Origin of the sequence: Peribacillus sp. NPDC096447, from assembly GCF_044762725.1 — a bacterium.
GTDB lineage: Bacteria > Bacillota > Bacilli > Bacillales > DSM-1321 > Peribacillus.
Window position 1 is genome coordinate 549,393 of sequence record NZ_JBIWEV010000001.1, and the last position, 26,503, is coordinate 575,895.

Sequence of the window (26,503 nt, forward strand, 5' to 3'; positions counted from 1 at the left end):
TCACCCTTTTCTCTTTTATTATTGATTCAAGATATTGGCTTGACCTCTGTCAGCAATTCGACTCATAGGCAGAGATGGGATATCAATGATAGTGCCCATGCTATTGTCCTTAAGTTCAATAACATCGTTTTGAAGTGTGATTTTGTCCAAATCCCAAGCCATTCCCTCAAACTTATTGTATTGCCCATTTACCTTCAAAATGCTCTTTGTTTTGCCTGAAGGCTGTATCTGTAAGTTGGTAAATTGATTACCACTAACCTCGTTCGGTACGGTAGAGTTACTATCTATGTAAATCATATTCACACAATCTTCTAATGATAGATTCAAAAAACGATTAGCATTGATCCAGGCCTTACCAGAAGACGGTTTTTCAGCTATTAGCTTTACTCCAGTCTCCATTCCTGCAACCTTGACATTTTCAAAGTTCACGAAAGAAATCTCATGTTCCTTACCGCCAGCATATAGAGATATCCCTGTACCCTGATTACTTTCGGACCAGTTAATGATATTTACATCCTTCACATGCGTTTTGTTCCAGGTATTATAATATTTATACTTACCATCTAAGTAAATGACCTCTGAATTAAATTCAGCATCATTTATCACTACATAAGCACCTTCAATGGAAGCATTCTGCTCAAGCTCAAGCACCCTGAAGTTTCCTTCAACAATGAACTTCGTTCCGTATCCAAATAGCAGCTTAACACCTTTCCTAACTTTGATCGGTGATGAAATCGAATACTCCCTATCATCCAGCATAACCGTCTTTAACTTATTGGCCTTTGCATAATCAATGGCAGCCTGAATCTTCGCAGAATCATTAGCCCCTTTAAAATCTTCAACGTATATCTTTTCTTTGTGATTTGATAGAGAATGTTTCTGCTGAAAAATGAAAAAAACAATCAGCAAAAAACAGAAGGTTAAACCGATTATTTTTTTCATGAAATTCATCCTTTTTTAAGTTTATTTATTTTATATACTTACGGCTCTTCCGCAGTATGATGGGCTGAGTAGAAGGTCAATTAATTACAAAAGTAAATGAGGGAAAAAAATCTTAATGATAACACTCTATTTAACTTATCTAAGGTAAATATTCTAAGGGCATTTACATTAACCTAGACATGAGTAATTTCCAAAAGGATTCACTTGATGAGAGTATTCCTATATGGACTTATTGGTAGAATAATTAAAGTTATTTATATTATTTATGAATTTTAGAACAAAAATAAATCTTTTTGATACAGATTAAAAGATGAGACATAGAAAATAAGGCATCCACCTTCAAGATGGATGCTATTTAGTAACATATATCTCTCTATCTAGTTCTTAAAAAATCTTTCAGATATAACTATTAGTTAAGTAGGAACTTCAATGCAAATCTCCATTCAACCTTTTCCAAAGCGCTCCAATACCAATTTACATTCCTAATAACTTTATTGAGGTATATCCAAAATATGTTTCCTAATAGTTACAAAGAAGCAAGTAAAAAAACTAAGCAAGTGCGTTTTATTATAATCTGCAGAGTAAGAAGTTCAAAAAATGAAACCGTTAGTTTTTTAGCCTAGTATAGAGAATAACAGGTTATTAGAAAGAGACACTGAAAAACTCTGGATTAGCTAGGTCTACTTTCATAATTATTATGGTATGTCTCCCGAGATAAAGCATAAATTACAGATAATAAAAACATTCCTAAGCTTGATACAATGTAGGGGTTAGTGCCACTCAACAATAAAAAGGCTAAAAAGCTAGCGGTTAACGCTATTTTCATTGGTTTATTTTCTTTTTGAGAACGAATGACAAAAAAGATAGAAATTATTGATATTGCAAAAATTATAAATCCTAAAAGACCCAATTTGTAAAGAAGCTCAAAATACGATAATTCAAAAGTGTAAGGAATATCAGCAATTCTGTAAAAACCACTATTTAAAGAAGCACCAAAACCTTTACCAATTATAGGGTAATTATAAAATTCATTTAGAAGTTCTGTGGCTTGTTGACCTCGTATCTGATTTGACTGGTCAGTTGAAAAGTTAAAAATTGTACTAATTCTATAAATTGCCGATTCCCAAAACTCATTTGCAATAAAGAGTGAACTCACTAGTCCAATGATAGCGACATAATAGAAAACCACTTTTTTGAATGTTAAAGAACCATATAGAGCAATAAATACCAGTCCAAAGGTAGTACCTAACCATAGGCCACGTGTATTTGAGATTAAGATAGATGCGCCCAAAATTAAACCTATCGTAACTAATAATATTTTTTTAGTGTTACTATATAAAATTAAAGAAAACACGATCAATAATGAAACCATTACGTAAATATGGCTTCTAAAGAAAATCCTCACATTTCCATTTACTTCTATTCCAGCGAATCCTAAGTTATTTGAGCTCAAAAATTGTCTACTTTCATTTAATGTAAAGATTCCTGTTATATCTAAAATGTATAAACAGATTGTAACTACCGCGATAATAGATGAAGCAAAAATAAAATGCTTGAGAACGACTTTCTTCAGATTAGGGTTGAAATAAATAATACTATATAATGCTAGTCCTGAAAGTAAAAATATGTAACCCTGAGCATCATCAATCGCATGAGTGAGCAGATTGCCGCGAAATGTTGAAATCATAACACTTGTTGTAGGAATCAAAACTGAAATTAATAAAAAAAGATAAGCCTTATTATCTCTAAATTCATATTTTATAAAGTTAATTACCAACTTAATAAGTAAAATTAAGAATAGAAGTTCTCTTAGCGGTACAGGCGAAAGACCATTTCCTGAATCAATTACAAAAACGTAAATAAAGGACGCAACTAAGAAAGAATCATTTTTTAATAATAAGAATAAGAAAATAGGGGCTATAAGTAAAAATGGAAGAATTATTAGTAAATCAAAGTATGCAAAAACACTTATTGCAACTATAACTATAAAGGTTATTACACTAATTAAACTTTTTTGGCTCATTTCATTCTCCATTCTTTGCTGATGTACTTTCCAATTATCATTTTTAAAGTGAGATTAATCAACCTAATATTAATATTTAATAACGTAATAATTTTTTCAAATTTTAAAAGAACCCATTGATATCGTATTAATGCCCACAATTTCACATGCCCCCTCTTATTCCGCTAAAATTTTATTGGTAACCACATTATTAAGAGGGGGCATGTATTTTTAATGGAAATATATTCCCATCCCCAATAAATTGATCCAATAAAATAAAAATAAATTGGACTCTTTAATTTAGTTTGGGTCCAATAAATGTATTATTAATAATTTTAAATTAAAGGTTGTACTTTATTCGTAACAGAAACAGACTTTACCCTCTTCGATTCAGAATGTATCTCCGTTGTTATAAAAAGGCTTAATTTTATTTTGACATTTTCCACTACCAGTGATTTTTTTACCGTCCCTTCCATTTATTAATAAATTATGATTTTGCAGTAATTAGTTCCCAATCACTTGAGCCATTTCCAGTTTGAACTGCTATATAGGCTACACGATTTGTGGAATCTACATATGTCTGACCTATATGAGTAGCATTTATAGTAGGAAAACCTTTTTTCGTTATATTTACTTGATTATAGTTACCAGCTACTGCAAACCAGCTTAATCCGTCACTTACAAATATTACAGATGTTTTATTTGGTAATTGCATGGAGTTTTTTGTTACATCTCCATAAACAAAGTTTTTACCTCCTTCACTTTTTAAAGTAATAATTTCAGTTCCAACATTTAGTATAAAAATGAATTCACCAGCTTTACCTTCGGGACTCTGTATAGTGAATGTCTCAGGTAATGATTTTTTCAATAAAAATATTTTTTGATCGCTAGCACTATATTTTGTTTGATTATTTTCAAAAGTAGATACAAGTAATTTTAATTTATTTAACTCCCCATCCGCTTTTATCATAAAACCATCATTTGTAGAATTTCCATTTAGAAATGAAAGTAAAGCATAATTATTTGAAATTAAAGAGTGAAACACAAAAGCAGCTTCTGAATCTTTAGCTACAAAACAATGACCAAATCCCTCGGCATTTTCAGTTAATCCTGACTTACGGACTTGAATACCATAAGTAGCTTTCTTTTGGAAATTAACAAGGTCAATACCACCTATGGATCCTTCATTTATATACTTAAATAACCCAATCTCTTCAGCTACTGCTTTCTCTGTTGTGTCCCCTTCATGTAAAAACACATTGTTGTTAACACCCCAAATTTTAGAAATACGATTCACTTCAAATCCAATTCCACTTGTTGGAACTGTTGGATGCGAACTTCCCTCTGACTTTACTTTATACCAACCATCTTTTACATATATAGTTTGTGTATTAACATCTACACTTTCAACAATTGAAGTCCAACTATTTGGAGTGTGGTGTGTATCTATGAGCATTCCCGGAATAATTTTCTCAATGTTATTTATTACAACACCTTTAACTTTTACATATTTTTGATTATAGGTTATAATTCCTGAATTAACAAATACTGTTGGCGAAACACTTCTATTTGAACAGTAAAAAGCTACAGAATCCCTTTCTTTATATTGAGATGCTTGCTTAGTAGACGTTAGACCTAACACTTGTGGTCTTGGTTTGTCTTCATTCGCTATAGCAGCTAAAACAGTTGCTGTTTCAAAAGTTCCATAAGTATTTTTGCTAAAGACATCCCTTTTCCATAATTTTTCCACATCCTGCTTAACAGACTCAACTTCACTCTCTCTATTCCTACTCTGATTTACTTTTTCTAATACTACCGTTTCTCCTTCTTTTTTGACTGTATAACCAAATAAAAAAGCCAGTATACCTATAATTGTAGTCATCAAGAAACTCCTGCGTTTCAAAGACTATCCCTCCATAATAAGATTTATTTTTTTATACTCCATTTAATAGAACACAAATCTATGGTTCTGTCATATATATATGAACAGATTCCATACGATTAAGTTTGTTCACTTAATTCTTGTAAAGAAATGGCACTATACATGAAAAGATATGCTTCGTAATGACATGATTAGCTGATTATTTAACTCACAGGCTTTTAACATAGATACGATGGTTCAAATATAAGGAATTAAAATCAAAAAGGCAACCATTCTAGTAACGGATGCCTTTTATAACTAAAATTCATGTTGTGCAATTTCCAAGAACTTTTAATTTTATGCTTTCCACCCGAACTTATTATATATACCTTTTAATGAGCTGAGCTTGAGCATCTTGTCTTCGATTTACAACACTAACCTGCTAATTATCGTTCCATTTTGAATTTAACAAAGTTACCTTGGACATCCTCAATCAAAAAGGACGTTACCCAAGCCCATCGATTGTTGGTCGATAAATACTCAATATAACCACATTACTAGAATACTCAAATCAATGATTAAGTCAGTCTGGTATTAATTTTCCAATGTCATGTTTTATTTATAGTTCCTTTGAATAGCTTTTTTATAGCCGATTTTATAACCTATATACCTAGTGGGCATATCGATACCAAGCAAAAACAACTCTTTTATTTTAAATTTCTTAATTAAAGCTGTTGTTAGATAAAAAAGCAACTTTTTACCTTCTCCTAATGAAGAATAATCTTTTAATTGATCCTTATACTTTTGCTCAAAACTTCCTATCAATTTATACCTTTCAAAAACCTCACGAATACGAAAATCATGACTATGGTAAATTTTACTATTTGAATTGTATAGAATACTCTTTCCACTTTCTATAACATTTAATGCAAAAATAACATCCTCATTTGTTTCTATTTCAAAGTCATAACCACCCAAATTCAAAAAAACAGCTCTAGTTGTTGCAGAAGAAGCATCTGAATAAAAGATATTTTTTCTTCCCCATTTTACTTTTGTATTCTTATTACAAACTCTATCATAATTAGGATAATTAAACTTCCTTACTAATTCTTCCGTATAACTGGATTCATTATAAGCAATTTGTCTAGAATAAGTAGCTACAATTTCTTTACCCTCTAAAAGCGGTGTAATTAGATTATGCAACCAATATTCATTAAAGGGCGTTATATCCTGAGTTATAAATACCAAATATTCACCTGAAGATTTTAACACTGCTTCGTGTCTTGTTTTTGCATGATTAAAATTTCCAACAGAATACGTAATATCACATAAATTATCAGCAACTAATAAACTATTATCTTTAGATTTACTAACTGCAGCTATAATTTCTATTTCCATATCTAATTGTTGATTTCTGATCTTTGGTATAAGATTATTTAAATACTCTTCACCGTTATAAACTGGTAGAATAATTGATACCTTTTTCATTTTATCTCCTTTTAAATTAAATACTAGCTTTCTTTAAGAGATAAACTCTTTTAAATCGAATACATATCTATTTAATATAACTGTACTGATATTCAAAATATGTTTTATACTCACCGCTAATGATTTGCTCCCACCAGTCTTTATTATCAAGATACCATTGAATGGTTTGAGCAATACCTGTCTCAAAATTGTAGGAAGGTTTCCACCCCAATTTTTCCAATTTAGTAGGATCGATTGCATATCGCTTATCATGACCAAGGCGATCCTCTACGAATTCAATTAATTCTTTTGATTTACCAAGAGTATTAATAATAGCTTTAACCACTTCTAAGTTCGTTCGTTCGTTATGCCCGCCCACATTATATACTTCACCGTTTTCACCCTTATGTAGGACTAGATCAATTGCAGCACAATGATCAATAACATGCAACCAGTCTCTTATGTTTTTTCCATCACCGTAAACAGGCACCTTTTGGTCATTGACTACTCTGGAGATAGTCAATGGTATTAATTTTTCTGGAAAATGATATGGACCATAGTTATTCGAGCAGCGAGTAATATTAACCGGCAATTGGAATGTTTCGTAATAAGCCCGTACCAATAAATCAGAAGATGCCTTACTAGCACTATAAGGGCTATTCGGTTGAAGGGGAGTTTCCTCTGTAAAGAAAGTTGTAGGGTTAAAATCTAATTCCCCGTATACTTCATCTGTCGATACATGAACAAATTTAGTAATCTTATTTTCCTTTGCGGCATCTAATAATACTTGTGTGCCTAGTACATTCGTCAATACAAAAATCTCCGGATTCGTTATCGATCGATCCACATGGCTTTCAGCTGCAAAATGAACTACATAATCAAATTTCTCTCGCTCAAACAAAGACATGATTGACTTTCGATCCGCAATGTCTGCTTTTACGAAATGATAGTTTGGTTTATTTTCTATCTCCCGATGCTTCGTTAAATCCCCTGCATAAGTCAATAAATCTAAGTTGTAAATATCATAATCAGGATACTTATTCACCATAAATTGAACAAAATTCCCACCAATGAAACCTGCTCCGCCCGTTACAAGTATTTTTTGTTTTCTCATGTCAGTCCACCTCTTGTTTTAATTCTGTTATATAACGATCTAAAGCGTCTTCCCATTTAGGTAAAGTTTCAAATCCGTAGTCTGTTAACTTTTGTTTTGACATTCTTGAATTTTTTGGCCGCACTGCCCTAGTTGGATATTCTTCAGAAGTAATCGAGTTTACCTTTACTCTTTTATTTGCGTATCTAAAGATTTCTCGAGCAAATTCTGCCCAGCTACAAAAACCATCATTTGAAGCATGATAGATTCCAAAACGTTTTGTTTGAATCATATCCAATATCAGACGAGACAAATCATAAGTATAGGTAGGAGAACCAAATTGATCACCTACTACATTTAATTCATCCCGCGAGTCAGATAATCTAAGCATTGTTTTGATAAAATTATTTCCATTAGCACCAAAAACCCAAGAAATTCGTACAATAAAATATTTTTCCAATAGAGATTGTACAATTTTCTCTCCTTCTAATTTGGTTAATCCATAATAACCAATAGGATTCGGAGGATCAGTTTCTTTAAATGGTTTATCTCCCTGCCCATCCAACACATAATCGGTGCTAATATATACAAATTTAGCCCCTGTCTCTTTTGCGGCTTCTGCCAAGAACTTGGTGCCATTTACATTCACATCATAACATTTTTCTTTATCATCTTCCGCTTTATCAACAGCTGTGTAAGCAGCACAGTGAATAATTGCTTCTGGTTTTAATTCTTTAACATATTTAGATACGCAATCTTTATTAGTGATATCTAAATCACGAGAACTGGTACCATACATCTCTAGCCCTCTATAATTACCTTCCTTGACCACATCATAGCCAAGCTGACCACTATAACCAGTTACTAAAACTTTCATGGCTTATTCTCCACTCACAAAATTATTTTCAGCATCCTTTAGTAATGGAGCATTTTCATCTTTAGCAGATAACACAGGTTTAATATCCATCGGCCATTCAATCCCGATTTCAGGGTCACTCCAAATAATCCCTCGATCATGCTCAGGTGAATAAAGTTCGTCTACCTTATACTGAACTTCAACATTGTCTGTCAAAGTCATAAACCCATGAGCAAATCCTTTAGGAATTAGTAATTGTTTTTTATTCTCCGCACTTAACTCAATTCCAAACCATTCACCATAAGTAGGACTTTCTTTTCGAATATCAACAGCCACATCAAAGATTGAACCTCTTGTACATCTCACAAGCTTTGTTTGGGCTTTAGAATTTAATTGATAATGCAATCCACGTAAAGTACCTTTTGTTGCTGAAAAGGAATGATTATCCTGAATAAAATAATAATCAACACCTGCTGATGTTAAAATTTCACTTGAATATGTCTCCATGAACCAGCCTCTATGATCACCAAACACTTTTGGCTCAATTACAACTACACCATCAAATTTTGTTTTAATAATGTTCATACATTACCACCTACTGTTGTTTCTACTAGCCCAACTTGATTTACCAAACGTAATAAATATTGTCCATACTCATTTTTGCTAAGTGGTTCAGCCAATTTTATTAATTGCTCTTTATTAATATATCCCTTACGATAAGCAATCTCTTCTAAACAAGCTACTTTTAAACTTTGACGTTTTTCCACTGTTTCAATGAATGTTGACGCCTCTAATAATGATTCATGTGTCCCAGTATCTAGCCATGCAAAACCACGGCCCAACAGTTCAACTTGTAATTTACCACGACGTAAATATTCTTCATTTACTGATGTAATTTCTAATTCACCCCGGGCAGAAGGTTTAATCGATTTGGCAATCTCAACAACATTGTTATCATAGAAATAAAGACCAGTTACAGCATAGGTTGACTTTGGCAGGAGTGGCTTTTCTTCTATTGAGATCGCCTTTCCTTTATCATCAAACTCGACTACACCAAATCGTTCTGGATCTTTCACATTATACCCAAACACAGTTGCACCTTCAGGGCGACTAGCAGCGCTCTCTAATGTATTAGTAAAGCCATGACCAAAAAATATATTGTCACCTAAAATAAGAGCAACAGAATCCCCACCAATAAAATCTTCGCCAATTATGAAGGCCTGAGCTAAGCCATCAGGAGAAGGCTGGATAGCATAACTTAAATTAATTCCTATATTATTCCCATCCCCAAGTAATTGCTCAAAACGTGATGTATCTTCAGGTGTAGAAATAATTAAGATATCTTTAATACCCGCTAACATCAAAACTGATAGTGGATAGTAGATCATTGGCTTATCGTAAATAGGTATTAACTGTTTTGAAATTGATTTCGTTATTGGGTAAAGTCTTGTACCGCTACCACCTGCTAATATTATGCCTTTCATTGGTGATTCCTCCATCTTTTTATTAAAACCTAGTAAGGTCTATTTATTTTCTTTTTAATAAATAATTAGTAAAAAACAAAACATTTTTTTAAAAAAGTTATTTAGTTCATAACTTAAGAACAAATATACTCATAAATGTTATTAAAATTATTTTTGACTTGCATTTTCATTTTTTCATTTATTTTAGAAATATCATAAGGCTGTGAAATTAACCTTTCAGCATCTTTTATTAAAGAATTAGTATCTGTACTGTAAATTTTGGTAGTTTCCCAAGTTTTAAGAAATTCATTTAATTTTGTAACTTGATTGGTAAAAGCAACATGAGGTAAATTATAAGATATTGCAGTAATAGCCCCATGAAGACTCGTACCTATATATAACTTTGAGTTACCAATTAATGACATAGTGTCATATATAGTATTATGTCGTGGTAAGAAGTTTGAAGACGTCATATTTTCCGAAATTTCAATTAGCGCTTTATGGTCATCATGTTCAGGTGCTCTTCCAATTGGTAACAATACAATTCCTACCTTTAATAGAGTTCCAAGTAAATCTAGTTGTTTAGCTATCTCTCTCTCTCTACCTCTAGCTATTTTTTGACTAACTTGAAAAACAATATAATCCCTATTTTTATCAATATAATTTTGTGATTCACTGGTAGTTAATTTTTCAAGTTTTTCTTTAGGGAAAATATCTGACATAATCACTGCTGAATCGGGACTAATAACAACTTTATCTTTAGTTTTTGGATTAATAGTCTCCAGTAAACGATACGTTTTTTCATCTCTCACAGAAAAATAATTAGAATATTCCAAAGAACTATTTATAGAGTTTATTAAGTTTCTATTATTAAAATTTAATTTACTACCTCCAACAGAGTTAAATATTACTTTATTTTTCAACATAAAATCTATAGTAGGAATCCATGGATGATTTTGTTTGGTATTATATTTTACTTTTAAATATTTATTAATTATTCCCCCCCCTCCAACTTTATTAAAAGCCTTCATACCAAAAACATACAACGGATTATTATCAAAGCATAAATCCATTCCCATAAAATTAGTTCCTAAAATCTCGCCACCTACTAATATTGTTATGGAATTTTCCTGCCCATTTAAATATGATAACGGCTTAGTAACGCTCCCACCGTACTCACGCATATCTGATTCTTTAACTCCTATATAATTAAATTCAAAATTATTATTTGATTTATTTTCTTTCGCAATTTTCTCCAATATACTTTGAGTAATTATTGGAAAAAGTAAATCTCCATAATTGTTTCTATCGAATGCTCCAACCAAATTAATATTCATAAAATAAACCTTCCCGTCTGGTTCCTAATAATGCTTTTGTTTGTATTTTATATATTATTAACAATATAAAAGATGTTAAAACACTTGCAAATGCAGCTCCTATAGCACCATATCCATTTACAAAAATAACTGAAAAAATTATATTTAATAGTAATCCAATAATAGCGATGGTAGATCTTACTTTTTGTTTATCTAATACAGTTAATATCATGCCATCAATCGTAATTAAGTATCTGAACAACAGCATTAGACATAAAACCTTCATAATAAGTACTGAATCCTCAAAACCATCACCATATATTATTTTAATAATCATTTCACTACTGAGAAATAGAACTAACCCTATTAATAATCCAAAAACCATTAAGAGGTTTTTGAATTTTTTCACATAAGCAATTAATATTTCATAACTTTGAATTGTTGCTATTTTAGGTAATAAAATATTTGAGAGAACATCTGTAAAAATTAGCCCTGCCATTATAATTCTAAATGCAGATTGATAGTTTGCCACATTAATGAAATCTGAAAAATAATTAAGGATAATAGTATCTACTTGAAAATACAAAGTTCCTACAATTAAATGTATCCCATATGATATATTTCTTTTTAAAACTTTATACGAAATAGCAAAATTTATCTTTATAGCAAATGATAAGTTTATTTCTTTTTTTATCACGATTATTAATAAAATTAAAACCAATATTCGAGAAAAAAAGAAAGAGAATGAAACAAATATCACATTATGAGAAACCAATGATAAAATTAAAACTATAATAAATAATAAAACATTAGATAAAATTGAGAAGTTGGTTTCAAATTTATATTTATCTAATATTCTAAATGGTAACAATATATAATTAATATAAGATGTAAATATCCCAGTTCCGAAAAAGAAGAATAAAATTAATATATCCTCTTTATATATTAAAAATAGGGGAATAAATAATATTGTACAAATTATTGTTAAAAATATCTTTGCATTTAAAGATTCAGTAAAAACTTTTTGCCAATTTTGCTTATTTTTCGCCATTTCTTTTACAGTATATAAGTTGAAACCATAATCAACAAAAATATTAACTATTATCGAGATAGTATAAAAATACATTAATTTACCAAAATCGTTTATTGATAATGCTCTTGCAATAATCATAAATACAAATAAATTTGCTAATAATTTAGATATTAAATTTATACTCATCCAAATAAAATTTTTTTTCATTTCTACCACTTTCTTAAAATCATGCTTTTATTCTTTCCTTTAAAATAAATCATCACTATCCCTTTTTGTAAGTTTAGATTTTGAAAGAATTATTAGCATATTTAATTTTTCATATGCAAAGAAACACGTTGAAAAAGTTGTAATTTTAAAAGGCTAACATCAAATATATATTATCGAATATACTTCTAAAATAATTGTATTCAATAATTAGGTGGGACAATCTTCACTTTTTATATTGTTCTTTTCAATACAATTAATATAAAATAGAATCCCAAATTTCTAATTATCCCTTGTTTAGTAATTTTATTTTTATAAACAGAAACAAGTCTTCTCAAACGGTTTTTTTGAGGTAATTCAATAAATTTTTCTAAGAGATGCAATTGATCATTTGACAGATTATCTTTATTTAGTTTATAAAAGATTTCTGCTTGATTTATACCTTTTGTTACACTTTTACATACTTTATTTAAATCTTTTAACTTATTTGCAAAGTAACTTACTGAATATCCTTTTGCACCAACTTCATTTTTTCCATGCTGACGATACTTTATGGTTGAGTAATTTACAAAACCAATTTCCCCAAAAGCCGAAGCATTCAGAGCTAACCACCAATCATGCATGATAATATCCTCAGGCATAGGTTTGCATATATTTGCTAAAGATTTATTTATCATTAAAGTGCACCCAGTTACATTATTTTGAGTTAAAAGTTGATTAAGCTTTTTATTCTCCGAGTTTAATTGTTGATACTTAAACATTGATTCTGATAATTGATTTAAATTACCATCAACTACTTCTAAATCTGTGTGAACAAGTATAGGTACCTTTTTCGAATATTTTTTTTCTAGGTATCCCATTTTTTCTAATGACATCTCTATTTTTTTCGGTTTCCAGAAATCATCTTGATCACAAAACATTATATAGTCTGCTAATGAATTATTTAGTAATCGTGAAAAATTCCGAGCGGGTCCTAAATTCCTATCTTGATCTCTAATAACACTTATTTTTTCAGGATATTCTTTAACATATTCATTAATTATATTAATTGTGCTATCAGTAGAACCATCATCCCTAATTATTAATCTCCAATTATCATATGTTTGTAAGAATAAAGATTTAATTTGTTCATCAATGTAATCTTGTCCATTATATGTGGCTAATAAAATGTCTATTCTGATATTATTATCAGTAACCATTTTTCTCTCCTTTTCAACTATCCTTACTTTTTAGTGTACTAAAAATAGTATCTTATTATATTCTTTTAATGTTTTGTCTATAAATCATTTCCAGTTAGATGGAAAACAAGTGATATTCTAATGAAAGAATTTCTACTAATAATTACTCAATAATTTGTTTCTATTATCGCCAACCATATTTCAACCCCAAAATTCAGTTTACCTTATTGTTTACCGATTTGATTAAACTTTTTATACTCTTGTTAATATGCTCCTTTTCTAAAAATAACTTGTATTATAGTTTTAATAAGAATATATATATCTAAGATGAAACTCTTATTGTACACATAATACAATTCAATATCTACACGTTCAGGATACCCTACTTCACTTCTTCCACTTGCTTGCCAATACCCTGTAATGCCTGGTTTTACTGAAAGAAATACATCTTTATTATTCTTATACTCGCCTAACTCCTCTTGCACTATAGGTCGTGGTCCCACTAAGCTCATCTCGCCTTTCAAGACATTAATAAATTGAGGTAACTCATCTAAACTTGTTTTTCTTATAAACCGACCAAACTTAGTTATTCTAGGATCTTCATCTTGTTCTAATTTAAAATTATTATTAACATATTTTTGATATAACTTCTTGTTTTCTCTAAGCTTTCTCTCAGCATCAATTACCATTGACCTAAACTTATATATATAAAAAATTTTACCATTTTTCCCAATTCTTTTTTGCTTAAAAAACAGTGGTCCTTTATTATCACCTATTTTGTATAATAAAAAAAAGATTAAAATAACAGGAAGTGTAATAACAATTCCTACTAAAGCTCCAATAATATCTAAAAACCTTTTACTAAACGTATAAAGCTGATTATTGCTACTTTGAATTTTCACTTCAACTAGTTCGCTATTTACCTGTGATTTCATTTAATTACCTCCGAAGAAGATTTTTCTAAAATTAAAATGCCACTCAAATATTTTACTAGCTCATCTTTTAGATCCTCATTTTGAAGAGCAAATTCAATCGTCGTTTGAATAAATCCTAATTTCTCCCCGACATCGTATCGTTTCCCTTCAAAATCATAAGCAAAAACTCGTTGTATTTCGTTCAATTTTTGGATGGCATCTGTCAGCTGAATCTCTCCGCCTGCTCCTAGTTCTTGTTTTTCCAAGAACATAAATATTTCAGGTGTAAAAATGTATCGACCCATGATTGCCAAGTTGGATGGGGCTGTTCCTTTTTCTGGCTTTTCGACAAAGTTATTTACTTCATAGCGTCGCCCATTTTGGTTACTTGGATCAACAATTCCGTAACGATAGGTTTCTTCCTTTGGAACTGTTTGTACACCAATGACTGAAGATAAGGTTTTATCATACTCATTTATTAATTGTTTTAAGCATGGTGTTTCCGCTTGGACGATATCATCACCTAATAAAACAGCGAATGGTTCATTTCCAATGAATTTCCTTGCACACCAAACTGCGTGGCCTAAACCTTTTGGTTCCTTTTGTCTTATGTAATGAATGTCCACTTTGGAAGGAGCTTGAACCTTTTCTAGTAATTCGAATTTATTTTTTTCCATTAAATTATTTTCCAGCTCAAACGCGTTATCGAAATGATCTTCAATTGCCCGCTTACCTTTTCCGGTTACAATAATAATATCCTCGATTCCAGATGCTACAGCCTCTTCAATAATATATTGAATTGTCGGTTTATCTACTATAGGAAGCATTTCCTTTGGCATAGCTTTAGTAGCTGGTAAAAATCTTGTTCCTAACCCTGCTGCTGGTATAATCGCTTTACGTATTTTTTTCATTAGATATCAGCCCTTTCTAGCTCTTTTATTCAAAAAAAAAAAACGATATATAGTTTTACATGGGCAAAAATTATATTATAATGATGAAAGCGTTTCCTAAATATCTATCATTCTAAAAGATTCCTAATATTTTCTTTTTAAACGGTACAGGCTTTTCAACTGAAGGACTTTGATCCTTTATAAGCTGTTCAGCGTTTTCTTTGAAATAAAATGTACGTTCTATCCCATATACTTTTGTAATTGTTTCATAGGCTAGTTGTAACGTGAACCCTCTAGAGCCTATATTATGTGCATCTGTTGCAATAAAATGGGCCAGATTATGTTCGATTATCTTTTTTGAAAATGATTGAATACTTTTACCGAAGTTCCCGATGATACTGCCAGAGGTAATTTGAGTTAACGCGCCCTCCTGTACCAATTCAAATAATAGTTTATGATTCCCTATTAATTCCTTATTTCTCTCCGGATGTACGATAATTGGTGTTATTCCTTTCAGCAGCAGCTCATATATTACTTCTTGTGTGTATGTAGGAACCCTTCCCGATGGAAGCTCTAACAGTAAATACGTACCGTTATCGTCCAGTGTTAGAATTTCTTCCTTTTCAAGTGAAGAAAATAAGTCACGGTGTATTCTTACTTCTTGCCCGAGATGAATGGTAAGTGGAATATTTTCTAGTTGAAAACTCTCATTTAACCTAACTGCACGGTCAATGATGTCACTTTTAATATTTACATATTTCTCATTTAAGTGATGTGGCGTGGCAAAAATGTGGGTAATTCCTGCTTCTACCGCTTTTCTTGCCATATTCATGCTTTCCATCATGTCCGCAGATCCATCATCAACCCCTGGAAGAATGTGACAATGTATGTCGATCAAATTTCATACACTTCCTTTATAAAGCGAATAGGGAAAAAGGCCCAACCCTTAAAAATAGGAATTATTACCCTGTTTAATATAGCATATAAAAACGCCATCAAACAGGGTGTTATTTTGTCGAAAATTGTTTTATTTCATTAAGATTGATAGTAATAATAATTGCTGTTATCCGTTTCAACGCCATTTAAAACGACTCCAAGCAGGGATGTATTAGCTTTCACTAAAAGCTCTTTTGCTTTTATTGCGCTTTGTTTGTTTGTCTTTCCGCTCGATACTACCATGATCACACCATCACATTTATTAGCTACAATCTGGGAATCCGGCACTACCAGAACGGGCGGTGTATCAAAAATGATATAATCATACATTTCTTTTAATTCATTAATTGTTGCTTCTATCGCTTTCGAATTTAATAATTCCGAAGGGTTAGGCGGTATTGGTCCACTCGTCAAAATTTCCAGATTAGGCACATTCGTTTTCACGAGTGCTTTTTCTATACTCATTTTCTTCGTTAGCACACTCGTAAGTCCCTCTATATTACTAAGACTAAAAGCATAATGAACCGAAGGTTTCCTTAAGTCTGCATCCACAAGCACAACTTTTTTATCCTCCTGTGCCAAAACGATAGCAAGGTTTGCAGCTGTGGTCGATTTCCCATCATTAGGCTCCGCTGAAGTTACCACAATGGTTTGGATGTCTTTATCCACTGAGGAAAATTGTATATTCGTTCTAATCAATCGATATTGTTCAGTGATAGGTGACTTAGGATTAGTCTGTGCAATCAAATTCACCTGTTTTTTATCTTTACCTCTCAAAAATCCCGCTTCCTTTCATGCTGCTTCTTATCCGAATTATCCTTTATTATGTACTTGTGTAATCTTTTGAATCGATCCAAGTATAGGTAATTCTAGGAGTCTCTCAATATCATCCTCGTCCTTGATTGTATTATCCATATACTCTAGTAGGAATGCCAGACCTATTCCAGCCATCAATCCAACTACTACCGCAATTGCGATATTCAATAGTGGATTAGGTTTTACAGGTGTAGGATTCTCCTTAATTTCTGCCTTAGCTAGTACGCTTACATTGTCGACGTTCATGATATTCTTGATTTCCTTTTGGAAAGTTTCAGAAACCGTGTTTGCTATTTCTACTGCCTTTGACGGATTACTATCCTGAACCGTTAATGAGAAGACTTGTGAATTTTCTTGGCTGTTAATTGTGATTTTTTCACTAAGTTGATCAACGCTTTGCTCTAGTTCAAGCTCATCAATGACCTTCTCCAAAATGGCAGGGCTTTTTACGATCACACTGTATGTATTGATCATATCGATATTAGAGCGTATTTGAATCGAATCCAATTGGTTCTCCGATTGTTTCTGATTAACGAGAATCTGTGTTGAAGATTGGTAAACGGGTGTTAATAAGAAATAAGAAATCGTGCCACTAATCAAAGCGGCAATTAATGTCAGCAGCATGATTAGCTTCCAACGTTTCTTTAATGTTTTAAAAATATCTTTAATACTAATAGTTTCTTCCATTTCATCCTCCTGATATATTAAAAATGACCTATTGCATTATACCATAATATTACCTATTATTATGTATTTTCAAGGAAATTTACATGAAAATTACAATGAAAGAATACTTTTCAAATGCAAAAGTAATTTTACAAAAAAGAAAACAGCAATACAGAGGGAATAGTTTCTAATTTTTCAAATATTGCATTAATCATATATATAACCCATTTTCCAGAATATTTGTGACTTAAATTTTAATAAATCTAAGTATACACCAAATCCCAATTTTTCTTATAAGATTTATCATATTCACAGTGTTTTCTTGAAATAACCTATCTAAATGCCTACCAAAACAGAAAAATCCATTTATACATATAATAATGACAAGTATTTTAGTGCCTAGTTATCATTAAAAATGAAAGGAAAATGTGTAAACTTAAGTGATAGTTCAAATTAGTATATTTTATTTTCATATTAATGGTTAGGTGTGGTCTATATGATAGGTTACCGAGTTAAGTCGCTTAGGGAAGAAAGGAAAATGTCAATAAGTGAACTCTCCGCAAAATCCGGCGTTGCCAAATCCTATATAAGCTCACTAGAAAGAAACCTTCAAACAAACCCTACTATTTTAGTTTTGGAAAAAATCGCTAGAATCCTTTGTATTAAAGTGGATGCTCTGTTGTTGAATGAACAAGCAGACAAGGTCATGGATGAAGAGTGGCTTGAAATAATGCAAGATGTTATGGGATCAGGAATATCGAAAGAGGAAATACGCAAATTCATTCTAGATAGAAAGTAATGTCTTTAAGGATTGAGAAACTATGATAACGTTTTCTTTTGAAGAAGCCAAAAAAAGAGGAAAAAGTGGTTATTTCCATTTTTTCCCCTTTTACAAAAATATTCCTGCAAAACTTCGAACCATATGTAATGCCCTTGGTCATTGGGATGGATGTTATCATTAGTCAGGATATCAGCCAATCTCAGATTCTTTTTACTTAGTTTCTTTTCTATCTCTTCTTTGCTATTCAAATAAGACCATTTATTTGTTTTGATGACCTGCTCGGAAGCTTTAATATATTCTAAATAATTCAACCCTAAACTATTCTCCGTTTTATCATTTGCGATTGGGTTTGGTGAAAGTATTAGAATTTTTGCATTTGGCAGCTCTTTCTGTAACTTTGCCATGATGCTTTCCAAATCTTTTTCCGTCTGTTCCAAGCTTAATGATTGATAATGATTATTTATCAGCGAATTTTCAAAAATAATCAGATCGGGATCATCTTGTATGACCGCTTCAATATTCTTTCCTTTTATCAAATCCTCTGTTGAATACCCCTCATGTCCATGATTAATGAAACTTAGTGTTTCTAAATCATCACGATCTGCTCGCAGAATCTTCTCTAAGCGTCCAGCCCAACTATTGGAAGTCTTACTTGCCCCGGTTCCTGAGGTACCGTTACTTCCCAAGGGAAACAATAACCCTTTCTTGCGTAAGCGACTTATAATGCAGGTAATCTATTAACGGCTGCTGCTTATTATTTTCTGGTTTTAAACTTTCTATCAAAGCTTCCCTTTCTTCTTTTTCCTTTTCTTTTACTTTTGCTGCAGCTTCCCTAGCCTCTACCCCTGCTGCCTGGCTTATGTTTTTCCAATGCAGATGGCCAAAAACCAGTACTGCTAAGCAAATTCCAGCGATAATGATTAATCCATATTTCCTCATCTTTACCTCCCATATTTGAGCATTAATGACTGATATGGAAGTCATATAAAATAGAGTAAAATCTTATTTGAGTACTGTTACATAAACTCTACTTCACTTTTTTCAATTATTTTTCTCTCATTAATTATAACTATCAGATTTTCAGCAATAAAGAATATTTTTCCAATTAACTCCGACAACTCTCGATATTGTTGTAATACCGTCTTCGCCTTTAAAGGGGTATTTTATTATCTGGGTGCAATTACTCACATTGGATAGCTCTACCTGATTTGGATACTGGATTAAGTGGTATGAGCAGATGTTGAGATGGTACAGTTGGTCGCACTTCGAAATAAGCTATAAAGTCCAGCATTACATCAGAATCAGGTAAGATTATTTATGATTATATTGTTTTCATGAGAAATCCTTAAGAATTAAACTTTCTTCTTACCCTTAAGGATTAGATTGAAAAGTAATTGCTTCAAATGACTCATATACAAAGAAAGCGTTTTCATTTATAATTATCACAAGAAAACCAAGCCGAGAGGTGTGTTCAATATGGTAGGTGAAAATGAAGGGAATTTCGTTAAAGGACTTTTGTTTGGTACATCTTTGAGCATACCGTTATGGATTTCTTTTATTGGGTGGATAAAATTAATCATTAATAGTTTATTTTAGAGCCCTAGGGCTCTATTTATTTTGCTTTCTCTGCGAGTATGAAAAGCTATAATGTACTATCCTAATACTAGACAAGAATCCCTGCAATTTTTTAACCCCATGTAAACTATGTTATGGTTTTATTTGTTTTAAGTATTGTTATTGTATTTCCAGTTTCCTTTTCTCTTTTTCGTTGTATGATAAAAAAAAAAGGAGTTTTGGGAATGATTATTCTGCAGTATATTGGAAATGTTTTTTCATTCATGCATAAGGATATACCGGAAACTCATGTTAAATGCCATGTTTGTGCAGGTACAGGTGCCTACGATATTTATACAGATTGTCTTACCTGTAATGCAAAAGGATTAATAAGTAAAGTTGAGTATAATAGGAGGCTTGAAGAGGGTGAGATTTAATGAATTTCATGAGTCGATATATGTAATCAAAGAAGCAGTATTGGCTATTGCTTCTTTTTTTGTCCAAAAACGGTACCGTTTGTCCCTCACCTTAAACGGGTATTTTAATGATCAGGGGGGGTACATATGACAGCAATTACTCATATTGGATTAGCTGTACCTGATTTGGATGCGGCGATTAAGTGGTATGAGCAGATGTTGGGATTCAGGTTATTGGCAGGTCCCTATTCGTTTGATGCGAGTGAGGAGAATGAACCTAATATGACGAATGATCTTCTTGGTGATGAAGTTAAAAAGATGCGTAAGCTCATATGATGGCGGATAATGGAGTGGGGATTGAGCTTTTTGAGTTTCTGGAATAAAAGCCGCGATTATTCCGCTTTGCCATTTACTTTTGTCGTTTTGTACCGCCTCCATTTAATGTCGGTTTCACAGAGGCTGTTTTATCTTCTATATCATTCGACGTACTAGATCTAATTAAGATTATTTAAATTCAAAAAATCCAGCATTTCTGCTGGATACACCAAAGTATCAATCATTTAACCAAATTCAATACTTCTAGAAGTCTACCATCTGAATTATAGTTAAAAGTGACCGTCTTATCATCATGAATGTGATAACTTAAACCAAAAAATTCTCCGTCATCAGGGAATTTTTGTATAAAATCATCAAGTTGTTCGGAATTTAGTTTAACAACCATAGGTTTCTTTCTACTACTATGTAGAGAATCTTCTACTCTCTCCATTACAGTCTCTGTAAATCTACCCATAATTAACTCCTTTAATCTCTCATTTCCCAAATAATATACCTTATAAATGGTAAATAAAAGGTCTTTAATTAAAATTTCATAATAATGACACGATTTCTTAACAACTCCCCCAAATATCCGACAGTTTTTCCATAATTCCCTTGTTGATTGACTGATTTCCATTGGAACTGCACAGTTGTTTCACTCAAAGTTAATTCCACTCTACAGAAAGTTTCTGTATAGGCAGGAACATAATTTAATGGTAAATCCGCTATAAGACCCTGTGTGTTGTGTTTCCTGGATATAAAGCGACCTCCATACCGAATTTTTGTTTCTAAAAACGGGCTAACTATTAGTCAATATTACTTAGATTTAAGATGACCACTTAATTTTTATAGATTGTTCTCCATAACTTTAGTAAAATGAGAATGATAATTACTATCAATTAAGGAGAATGGCTGTTATGGGTGTACCTTTGTTAAAAGAAGAACTTCCGGTTGTTAATAAAATCTGGACGCGTGATTTTATTATGATTTTCTTGGCTAACTTTTTTGTTTTTTTATCCTTTCAGATGACTTCCCCTACCCTTCCGCTTTTTGTAAAGGAGCTTGGCGGCAATGAACGGTATATTGGGTTAGTTGCTGGGATGTTTTTATTTTCTGCCCTGATTGTCCGACCTTTTGCTGGACAGGCCTTGGAAACAAAAGGCAGGCGTTTTGTTTTCTTGTTCGGTCTAGCCCTTTTGGCTGTATCGATTGGTTCGTTTGGATTTATGATGAGTATTTTCCTTCTATGCGCTATAAGGATTGTACAAGGGATTGGCTGGGGATATGCGACCACGGCATCAGGTACGATTGCCTCCGATCTTATCCCGGCAAAGCGTCGGGGTGAGGGAATGGGATACTTCACTTTATCGGGTAATTTGGCGATGGCTTTTGGTCCTTCATTCGGGCTTTTCTTAGCGGATGTTTTAACCTTTCAACATTTGTTTTTATTTTGCGGATTATTAATTCTTGCAGCTTGGATCATGGCTTCAACCATTACGTATAAAAAAGTGGATCATGCTCCTGCCCCAGCTAAAACTAATAGGTTTGACATTTATGAAAAAAGCGCTGTCGCCCCGTCCGTTCTTGTTTTTTTCATTACGGTAACTTTTGGCGGGACTGCTACCTTCTTACCGCTTTATACAATCGAAAAAGGTCTGACAGGTATTCAAGGATACTTTTTTCTTTACGCTTTAGCTCTTATTTTCACACGTATGTTCGCTGGAAAAATCTATGATCAAAAAGGACATCAAGCTGTCTTCATTCCATCTACTCTTTTTATCGTAGCGGCGATGCTGTTGCTAGCCTGGATGCCAAGTAACATGATTCTGTATATGGCAGCTATTTTTTATGGCATTGGATTCGGTGCTGTCCAACCAGCTCTTCAAGCGTGGTCTCTTGAACATGCTGCCCGAAATCGAAAAGGCATGGCCAATGCCACTTTCTATTCCTTCTTTGATCTTGGAATCGGTTTCGGTGCCATCTTCTTCGGGCAAATCGGCTATCTTTTCGGGTATATAAGCATTTACATAATGGCAGCAGTCTCTGTGGGGATTTCAATAGTGGCTTACCTATGGATTTTAAGAAAAATGAAGTAATTACACATTAAAGGACATCTTTATGGATGTTCTTTTTTTCTGAAAACAGAAGTATTTAACAGTTTATCGCATTTGTTACAGCACTTTTTTTAACCCCATGTAAACTATGTTATGGTTTTATTTGTTTTAAGTAATGTTATTGTATTTCCAGTTTCCTTCTCTCTTTTTCGTTGTATGATAGAAAAAAAAGGAGTTTTGGGAATGATTATTCTACAGTATATTGGAAAAGTTTTTTCATTCATGCATAAGGATATACCGGAAACTCATGTTAAATGCCATGTTTGTGCAGGTACAGGTGCCTACGATATTTATACAGATTGTCTTACCTGTAATGCAAAAGGGTTAATAAGTAAAGTTGAGTATAATAGGAGGCTTGAAGAGGGTGAGATTTAATGAATTTCATGAGTCGATATATGTAATCAAAGAAGCAGTATTGGCTATTGCTTCTTTTTTTTGTCCAAAAACGGTACCGTTTGTAATGATCAGGGGGGATACATATGACAGCAATTACTCATGTTGGATTGGCTGTACCTGATTTGGATGCGGCGATTAAGTGGTATTAGAAAGTGTTGGGGTTCAGGTTATTGGCGGGTCCCTATTCGTTTGATGCAAGCGAGGAAAATGAACATTATATGACGAATGATCTTTTTGGTGATGAAGTTAAAAAGATGCGAAATGCTCATATGATGGCGGATAATGGAGTGGGGATTGAGCTTTTTAAGTTTGAGGAACCGAGAATGCCTAAAGGTGAGAGTCGCGGTTATGAGGGCTTTTTTCATATTTGCTTAGTATCGGATGATATCGAAAAGCTGGCTGATGATATTGCTGCTTCTGGAGGAAAAAGGCGAAGCAATTTTTGGAATACATGGGAGAACAAGTTCTATTATTTAATATATTGTGAAGATCCTTTCGGCAATATCATTGAGCTTTACAGCCGAAGCACGGAATTGATGTATGGTAATAAAGATTGAGACAAGAACAGCCCCCAAAATTGAGTATTGGGGGCTGTCCTTGTAATTCTATCACTTTTTAACCGTTACTTTTCTTGATTCGCTTACGTTTTTCGCTTTGTCTTTGGCATAGGTATATAGGTTCTTCCCGGCTTTTTGCTTGGGGATTTTAACCGAGAATGTGCCTTTAGTTGTTGCTGTGGCAGAGCCGATCACTTTTCCTGATGCTTTGATGTACACTGTGGAGTTGGCTTCTGCTTTGCCGGTTACTATGGTCGTTTTTGTAGTTACAGTGTTGACCGTCGGTTTACTTGGTGCAGTTTTGTCTGCGACGGTCACGGTTTTGACCGAGCTGATATTTCCTGCTTTATCGGTTGCTGTAACGGATAGGACTTTTCCGGCTTTTTGTTTTTTTGACATCGTTACGGTGAAATTCCCTGCACTGCTTGAATTTGCTTTGCCTAGAACCGTACTGCCAGTTTTGACAGTGACGGAAGAGCGTGCTTCCGCTTTGCCGGTAACTTTGACGGTATTGTCACCTACCGTATTCACCGACGGTCTTGCAGGAGCCGTTTTATCTGCCACTTTAAACGAAACGGGTACACTTTTATTTCCCGCTTTATCGATGAGCCTTGTAGAGATGATCGTTCCGGCTGTTTGTTTTGCGATAGTCGCTGTAAACGTTTTTTCGCCGTTGATCTTCACTGTGGCGAGTTGTTCTTTATCGGTATAAATGGAGACGGTCCCCGTTTTAAAATCAGTCGGGATTTTCCCATTGATCTTGGTGTCCTTATCTGAGATTGCGGTCACGGCCGGTTTGGTCAGCGTCTTCATTTCCAGTGCTTTTTTGGCATTGACCCGCCCGTTTCCATAGTAGATGTCTTTCCCTTTTACACCTAGGTCCACGGCTGAATCATAAAGGCGGTATTCAACTTCCCTTGTATTGAGTTTAGGCTCATTGGACCAAATCAGTGCCGCTACACCCGCCACCATCGGTGTGGCCATCGATGTTCCGCTCATCCAGCCGTATTTACCATATGGCAAGGTTGAAAGGATATCATCTCCAGGGGCTGCAATATCGACTGTTGAATGGTAGTTTGAATAACTGGGACGCTTGTCACTTGAGTCAGTGGCAGCAACGGAAATGACGTGGCTGAATGCGGCTGGGTACACACGCTGTACACTTTTCCCCATATCCCCTTCATTCCCGGCAGCAGCGACGATCAGTACGCCTTTTTTATAGGCTTCCTGGACAGCCTTATTCAAGGCCTCCGAATAACTGGTGTCTCCTAAACTCATATTGATGATGTTTGCCTTTTGCTGAACGGCATAATGTATCGCCTCAATGATATCGGCAGTATCGGCATACTCCCCATCAAAGACATTGATCGGCATTAGTTTAACGTTCGGGGCAACACCCGTTCCGCCTATGCCGTTGTTCGCAGAACCGGCAATGATGCCTGCGATATGCGTTCCATGCGCCCCTTTTGGTACGATATGCTTCCGATTGCGTATCGTATCATAGGCATTTACGATTCTCCCTTTTAAATCTTCGTGGTTGCGATCGATACCGTCGTCAATGATGGCCACGATCAATTCATTTGATCCCATTGATTTTGTCCACGCTGCATTCGTACCAAGCTTTTTATGATGCCACTGGTCTATGTAGGCTGGATCGTTCGGACTTTCCATCTTCTTGAAAAGATAGTTTGGTTCTGCATATTCCACATTCTTCTGCTCTTCAAGTTCCTCGATCAGGTTGTCGGTTGTTTCCCCTTTAGGAACCTCCACCTTTTCTATCAACTCGTTGATCGGCTCATCGTTTTCCTCTTTATACTTGACGATGACACCATCAGATTGCGGCGTTTCTTCTGCAGAAGCAGAATCTGGCTGGTAGATTGGCAGAATCATAAACAGTAATAATACCGGCAATATGGCCTGAATAAGTTTGTGCATACAATCACTCCAAAAAATATGATTAAGAATAGCTAACGGTGAGGTTATATCATGAACCAATTCTACTATTATTCCTAACTAGATTGTATACCGTCTGATTTGGATTTACTAACCTTTTTATCTAGTTAAATTAACTTATTTGCACAACAAAAAAACCGCTATAAAGCGGTTTTAGTTTGACGACAAAATGGGGTCTACCTAAATCTTAAAACAAAGCGGTTGACTGTAGGTAATAATTTTACTGTAAAATTTGCACTTTGATTTCCACTCCAGACACTCTCTTTCCGCGGGCGGTCCGGGAGCCTCCTCGGCGATTTCTGCGCCTGTGGGGTCTCCCCTGGACTCGCTTTTCCCGCAGGAGTCTCGTGCCTTCCGTTCCAATCAACTTCGTTTGAAAAATTCAGACAGAAGCCCTTTTGTCTAATAAAGGAAGTTCCGATTGGTCTAATCCTAAACTATGATTTTAAAACAAGACTAAATTATTCTTCATGTTTTTTTCCTGTAATCCTTATTGGATTGAAGAAATTTGCGACACTCCTGCCGAATTACTGGCTAGCCGAGACACCGCAGCCGCTAGGCGAGGAGGCTTAGCAAGCAGTCGGCGGAAAAGGAGCGGATTTCTGAAATCAACTGGTACTTTTTTTAATAAAAAAACTGCAGGCAAACTCGTTTTTCCTCGAATATATCTGCAGTCAGTCTGGGAGTTCCGATTGGTCTAATCCTAAACTATGATTTTAAAACAAGACTAAATTATTCTTCATGTTTTTTTCCTGTAATCCTTATTGGATTGAAGAAATT

Annotated in this window: 27 protein-coding genes; 7 read left to right on the forward strand and 20 right to left on the reverse strand. The window is 33.5% G+C overall.

Annotated features, from left to right (window positions below; genetic code table 11):
* Positions 1-18 precede the first annotated feature (18 nt).
* The 16 genes from ACIQZD_RS02775 to ACIQZD_RS02850 all read right to left on the reverse strand — a co-directional run bounded on the left by ACIQZD_RS02775 (position 19) and on the right by ACIQZD_RS02850 (position 17,658).
* A complete protein-coding gene (locus ACIQZD_RS02775) occupies positions 19-951 on the reverse strand; it encodes a hypothetical protein (protein WP_402897902.1) in 933 nt (310 codons plus the stop codon).
* Between the two features lie 661 nt (positions 952-1,612).
* Complete coding sequence (locus ACIQZD_RS02780; protein ID WP_402897905.1) at positions 1,613-2,965, reverse strand: O-antigen ligase family protein; 1,353 nt, start codon at positions 2,963-2,965, stop codon at positions 1,613-1,615.
* Between the two features lie 466 nt (positions 2,966-3,431).
* Entirely contained in the window at positions 3,432-4,826 is a 1,395-nt protein-coding gene (locus ACIQZD_RS02785; protein ID WP_402897908.1) for a hypothetical protein, read from the reverse strand.
* Positions 4,827-5,420: 594 nt separating this feature from the next.
* Positions 5,421-6,293 carry a glycosyltransferase family 2 protein gene (locus ACIQZD_RS02790; protein WP_402897911.1) on the reverse strand — a complete coding sequence of 291 codons (873 nt, stop codon included), beginning with the start codon at positions 6,291-6,293 and terminating at the stop codon, positions 5,421-5,423.
* 67 nt (positions 6,294-6,360) lie between these two features.
* The gene (gene rfbB / locus ACIQZD_RS02795) at positions 6,361-7,386 is read right to left on the reverse strand and encodes a dTDP-glucose 4,6-dehydratase (protein WP_402897914.1); all 1,026 of its coding nucleotides are present in this window, start codon (positions 7,384-7,386) and stop codon (positions 6,361-6,363) included.
* 1 nt (position 7,387) lies between these two features.
* Positions 7,388-8,242, reverse strand: coding sequence for a dTDP-4-dehydrorhamnose reductase (rfbD, locus tag ACIQZD_RS02800; RefSeq protein ID WP_402897917.1), 855 nt, complete (start codon positions 8,240-8,242; stop codon positions 7,388-7,390).
* A gap of 3 nt (positions 8,243-8,245) precedes the next feature.
* On the reverse strand, positions 8,246-8,806 hold the full coding sequence (gene rfbC / locus ACIQZD_RS02805; RefSeq protein WP_402897920.1) for a dTDP-4-dehydrorhamnose 3,5-epimerase: 561 nt from the start codon (positions 8,804-8,806) through the stop codon (positions 8,246-8,248).
* A complete protein-coding gene (gene rfbA / locus ACIQZD_RS02810; RefSeq protein ID WP_402897923.1) occupies positions 8,803-9,705 on the reverse strand; it encodes a glucose-1-phosphate thymidylyltransferase RfbA in 903 nt (300 codons plus the stop codon). Before rfbA ends, rfbC begins: the two co-directional genes overlap by 4 nt.
* A gap of 113 nt (positions 9,706-9,818) precedes the next feature.
* Positions 9,819-11,021, reverse strand: a complete 1,203-nt coding sequence (locus ACIQZD_RS02815) for a polysaccharide pyruvyl transferase family protein (protein WP_402897926.1) — start codon at positions 11,019-11,021, stop codon at positions 9,819-9,821.
* Positions 11,011-12,240, reverse strand: a complete 1,230-nt coding sequence (locus ACIQZD_RS02820; RefSeq protein ID WP_402897929.1) for an oligosaccharide flippase family protein — start codon at positions 12,238-12,240, stop codon at positions 11,011-11,013. The genes ACIQZD_RS02815 and ACIQZD_RS02820 overlap by 11 nt, the downstream gene beginning before the upstream one ends.
* A gap of 230 nt (positions 12,241-12,470) precedes the next feature.
* On the reverse strand, positions 12,471-13,436 hold the full coding sequence (locus tag ACIQZD_RS02825) for a glycosyltransferase family 2 protein (protein ID WP_402897932.1): 966 nt from the start codon (positions 13,434-13,436) through the stop codon (positions 12,471-12,473).
* Between the two features lie 242 nt (positions 13,437-13,678).
* Complete coding sequence (locus tag ACIQZD_RS02830) at positions 13,679-14,350, reverse strand: sugar transferase (RefSeq protein WP_402897935.1); 672 nt, start codon at positions 14,348-14,350, stop codon at positions 13,679-13,681.
* Positions 14,347-15,240, reverse strand: a complete 894-nt coding sequence (galU, locus tag ACIQZD_RS02835; RefSeq protein ID WP_402897938.1) for a UTP--glucose-1-phosphate uridylyltransferase GalU — start codon at positions 15,238-15,240, stop codon at positions 14,347-14,349. Before galU ends, ACIQZD_RS02830 begins: the two co-directional genes overlap by 4 nt.
* A gap of 112 nt (positions 15,241-15,352) precedes the next feature.
* Complete coding sequence (locus ACIQZD_RS02840; RefSeq protein ID WP_402897941.1) at positions 15,353-16,117, reverse strand: tyrosine-protein phosphatase; 765 nt, start codon at positions 16,115-16,117, stop codon at positions 15,353-15,355.
* 137 nt (positions 16,118-16,254) lie between these two features.
* Positions 16,255-16,932: a CpsD/CapB family tyrosine-protein kinase gene (locus ACIQZD_RS02845; protein WP_402897944.1), complete on the reverse strand. Its 678-nt coding sequence runs from the start codon at positions 16,930-16,932 to the stop codon at positions 16,255-16,257.
* Positions 16,933-16,968: 36 nt separating this feature from the next.
* Entirely contained in the window at positions 16,969-17,658 is a 690-nt protein-coding gene (locus tag ACIQZD_RS02850; protein ID WP_402897947.1) for a YveK family protein, read from the reverse strand.
* A gap of 475 nt (positions 17,659-18,133) precedes the next feature.
* Between ACIQZD_RS02850 and ACIQZD_RS02855 the strand changes: the two genes are divergently transcribed.
* Complete coding sequence (locus tag ACIQZD_RS02855) at positions 18,134-18,436, forward strand: helix-turn-helix domain-containing protein (RefSeq protein WP_402897950.1); 303 nt, start codon at positions 18,134-18,136, stop codon at positions 18,434-18,436.
* 20 nt (positions 18,437-18,456) lie between these two features.
* Here ACIQZD_RS02855 and ACIQZD_RS02860 read toward each other — a convergent pair whose 3' ends face one another.
* Together ACIQZD_RS02860 and ACIQZD_RS02865 are read right to left on the reverse strand one after the other, a co-directional pair.
* Entirely contained in the window at positions 18,457-19,104 is a 648-nt protein-coding gene (locus tag ACIQZD_RS02860) for an SGNH/GDSL hydrolase family protein (protein WP_402897953.1), read from the reverse strand.
* Positions 19,094-19,357, reverse strand: a complete 264-nt coding sequence (locus ACIQZD_RS02865; protein ID WP_402897956.1) for a hypothetical protein — start codon at positions 19,355-19,357, stop codon at positions 19,094-19,096. The genes ACIQZD_RS02860 and ACIQZD_RS02865 overlap by 11 nt, the downstream gene beginning before the upstream one ends.
* A gap of 860 nt (positions 19,358-20,217) precedes the next feature.
* On the opposite strand from ACIQZD_RS02865, the gene ACIQZD_RS02870 reads away from it, so the two are divergent.
* Positions 20,218-20,409, forward strand: coding sequence for a hypothetical protein (locus tag ACIQZD_RS02870; RefSeq protein WP_402897959.1), 192 nt, complete (start codon positions 20,218-20,220; stop codon positions 20,407-20,409).
* 126 nt (positions 20,410-20,535) lie between these two features.
* Positions 20,536-20,724, forward strand: a complete 189-nt coding sequence (locus ACIQZD_RS02875) for a VOC family protein (RefSeq protein ID WP_402897962.1) — start codon at positions 20,536-20,538, stop codon at positions 20,722-20,724.
* A gap of 220 nt (positions 20,725-20,944) precedes the next feature.
* Here ACIQZD_RS02875 and ACIQZD_RS02880 read toward each other — a convergent pair whose 3' ends face one another.
* Entirely contained in the window at positions 20,945-21,178 is a 234-nt protein-coding gene (locus ACIQZD_RS02880) for a hypothetical protein (RefSeq protein WP_402897965.1), read from the reverse strand.
* A 442-nt stretch (positions 21,179-21,620) separates the two neighbouring features.
* On the opposite strand from ACIQZD_RS02880, the gene ACIQZD_RS02885 reads away from it, so the two are divergent.
* The 4 genes from ACIQZD_RS02885 (at position 21,621) to ACIQZD_RS02900 (ending at position 23,770) form a co-directional block, all read left to right on the forward strand.
* On the forward strand, positions 21,621-22,799 hold the full coding sequence (locus tag ACIQZD_RS02885; RefSeq protein WP_402897968.1) for an MFS transporter: 1,179 nt from the start codon (positions 21,621-21,623) through the stop codon (positions 22,797-22,799).
* Between the two features lie 201 nt (positions 22,800-23,000).
* Positions 23,001-23,192 (forward strand): hypothetical protein, encoded by a 192-nt coding sequence (locus tag ACIQZD_RS02890; protein WP_048681418.1) that lies wholly within the window; start codon positions 23,001-23,003, stop codon positions 23,190-23,192.
* Complete coding sequence (locus ACIQZD_RS02895) at positions 23,182-23,334, forward strand: hypothetical protein (protein WP_402897971.1); 153 nt, start codon at positions 23,182-23,184, stop codon at positions 23,332-23,334. The genes ACIQZD_RS02890 and ACIQZD_RS02895 overlap by 11 nt, the downstream gene beginning before the upstream one ends.
* Before the next feature lie 31 nt (positions 23,335-23,365).
* Positions 23,366-23,770, forward strand: coding sequence for a VOC family protein (locus ACIQZD_RS02900; protein ID WP_402897974.1), 405 nt, complete (start codon positions 23,366-23,368; stop codon positions 23,768-23,770).
* A 51-nt stretch (positions 23,771-23,821) separates the two neighbouring features.
* Here ACIQZD_RS02900 and ACIQZD_RS02905 read toward each other — a convergent pair whose 3' ends face one another.
* Entirely contained in the window at positions 23,822-25,705 is a 1,884-nt protein-coding gene (locus ACIQZD_RS02905; protein WP_402897977.1) for a S8 family serine peptidase, read from the reverse strand.
* Positions 25,706-26,503: the final 798 nt, after the last annotated feature.

Coding starts and splice junctions, on each gene's coding strand:
- rfbA (WP_402897923.1), bottom strand. CDS start 9,705: ATGAAAGGCATAATATTAGCAGGTGGTAGCGGTACAAGACTTTACCCA.
- ACIQZD_RS02905 (WP_402897977.1), bottom strand. CDS start 25,705: ATGCACAAACTTATTCAGGCCATATTGCCGGTATTATTACTGTTTATG.
- ACIQZD_RS02855 (WP_402897950.1), top strand. CDS start 18,134: ATGATAGGTTACCGAGTTAAGTCGCTTAGGGAAGAAAGGAAAATGTCA.
- ACIQZD_RS02790 (WP_402897911.1), bottom strand. CDS start 6,293: ATGAAAAAGGTATCAATTATTCTACCAGTTTATAACGGTGAAGAGTAT.
- ACIQZD_RS02820 (WP_402897929.1), bottom strand. CDS start 12,240: ATGAAAAAAAATTTTATTTGGATGAGTATAAATTTAATATCTAAATTA.
- galU (WP_402897938.1), bottom strand. CDS start 15,240: ATGAAAAAAATACGTAAAGCGATTATACCAGCAGCAGGGTTAGGAACA.
- rfbD (WP_402897917.1), bottom strand. CDS start 8,242: ATGAAAGTTTTAGTAACTGGTTATAGTGGTCAGCTTGGCTATGATGTG.
- ACIQZD_RS02870 (WP_402897959.1), top strand. CDS start 20,218: ATGATTATTCTGCAGTATATTGGAAATGTTTTTTCATTCATGCATAAG.
- ACIQZD_RS02785 (WP_402897908.1), bottom strand. CDS start 4,826: ATGACTACAATTATAGGTATACTGGCTTTTTTATTTGGTTATACAGTC.
- ACIQZD_RS02780 (WP_402897905.1), bottom strand. CDS start 2,965: ATGAGCCAAAAAAGTTTAATTAGTGTAATAACCTTTATAGTTATAGTT.
- ACIQZD_RS02880 (WP_402897965.1), bottom strand. CDS start 21,178: ATGGGTAGATTTACAGAGACTGTAATGGAGAGAGTAGAAGATTCTCTA.
- ACIQZD_RS02825 (WP_402897932.1), bottom strand. CDS start 13,436: ATGGTTACTGATAATAATATCAGAATAGACATTTTATTAGCCACATAT.
- rfbC (WP_402897920.1), bottom strand. CDS start 8,806: ATGAACATTATTAAAACAAAATTTGATGGTGTAGTTGTAATTGAGCCA.
- ACIQZD_RS02850 (WP_402897947.1), bottom strand. CDS start 17,658: ATGGAAGAAACTATTAGTATTAAAGATATTTTTAAAACATTAAAGAAA.
- ACIQZD_RS02775 (WP_402897902.1), bottom strand. CDS start 951: ATGAATTTCATGAAAAAAATAATCGGTTTAACCTTCTGTTTTTTGCTG.
- ACIQZD_RS02875 (WP_402897962.1), top strand. CDS start 20,536: ATGACAGCAATTACTCATATTGGATTAGCTGTACCTGATTTGGATGCG.
- ACIQZD_RS02830 (WP_402897935.1), bottom strand. CDS start 14,350: ATGAAATCACAGGTAAATAGCGAACTAGTTGAAGTGAAAATTCAAAGT.
- ACIQZD_RS02890 (WP_048681418.1), top strand. CDS start 23,001: ATGATTATTCTACAGTATATTGGAAAAGTTTTTTCATTCATGCATAAG.
- ACIQZD_RS02815 (WP_402897926.1), bottom strand. CDS start 11,021: ATGAATATTAATTTGGTTGGAGCATTCGATAGAAACAATTATGGAGAT.
- rfbB (WP_402897914.1), bottom strand. CDS start 7,386: ATGAGAAAACAAAAAATACTTGTAACGGGCGGAGCAGGTTTCATTGGT.
- ACIQZD_RS02885 (WP_402897968.1), top strand. CDS start 21,621: ATGGGTGTACCTTTGTTAAAAGAAGAACTTCCGGTTGTTAATAAAATC.
- ACIQZD_RS02865 (WP_402897956.1), bottom strand. CDS start 19,357: ATGAGGAAATATGGATTAATCATTATCGCTGGAATTTGCTTAGCAGTA.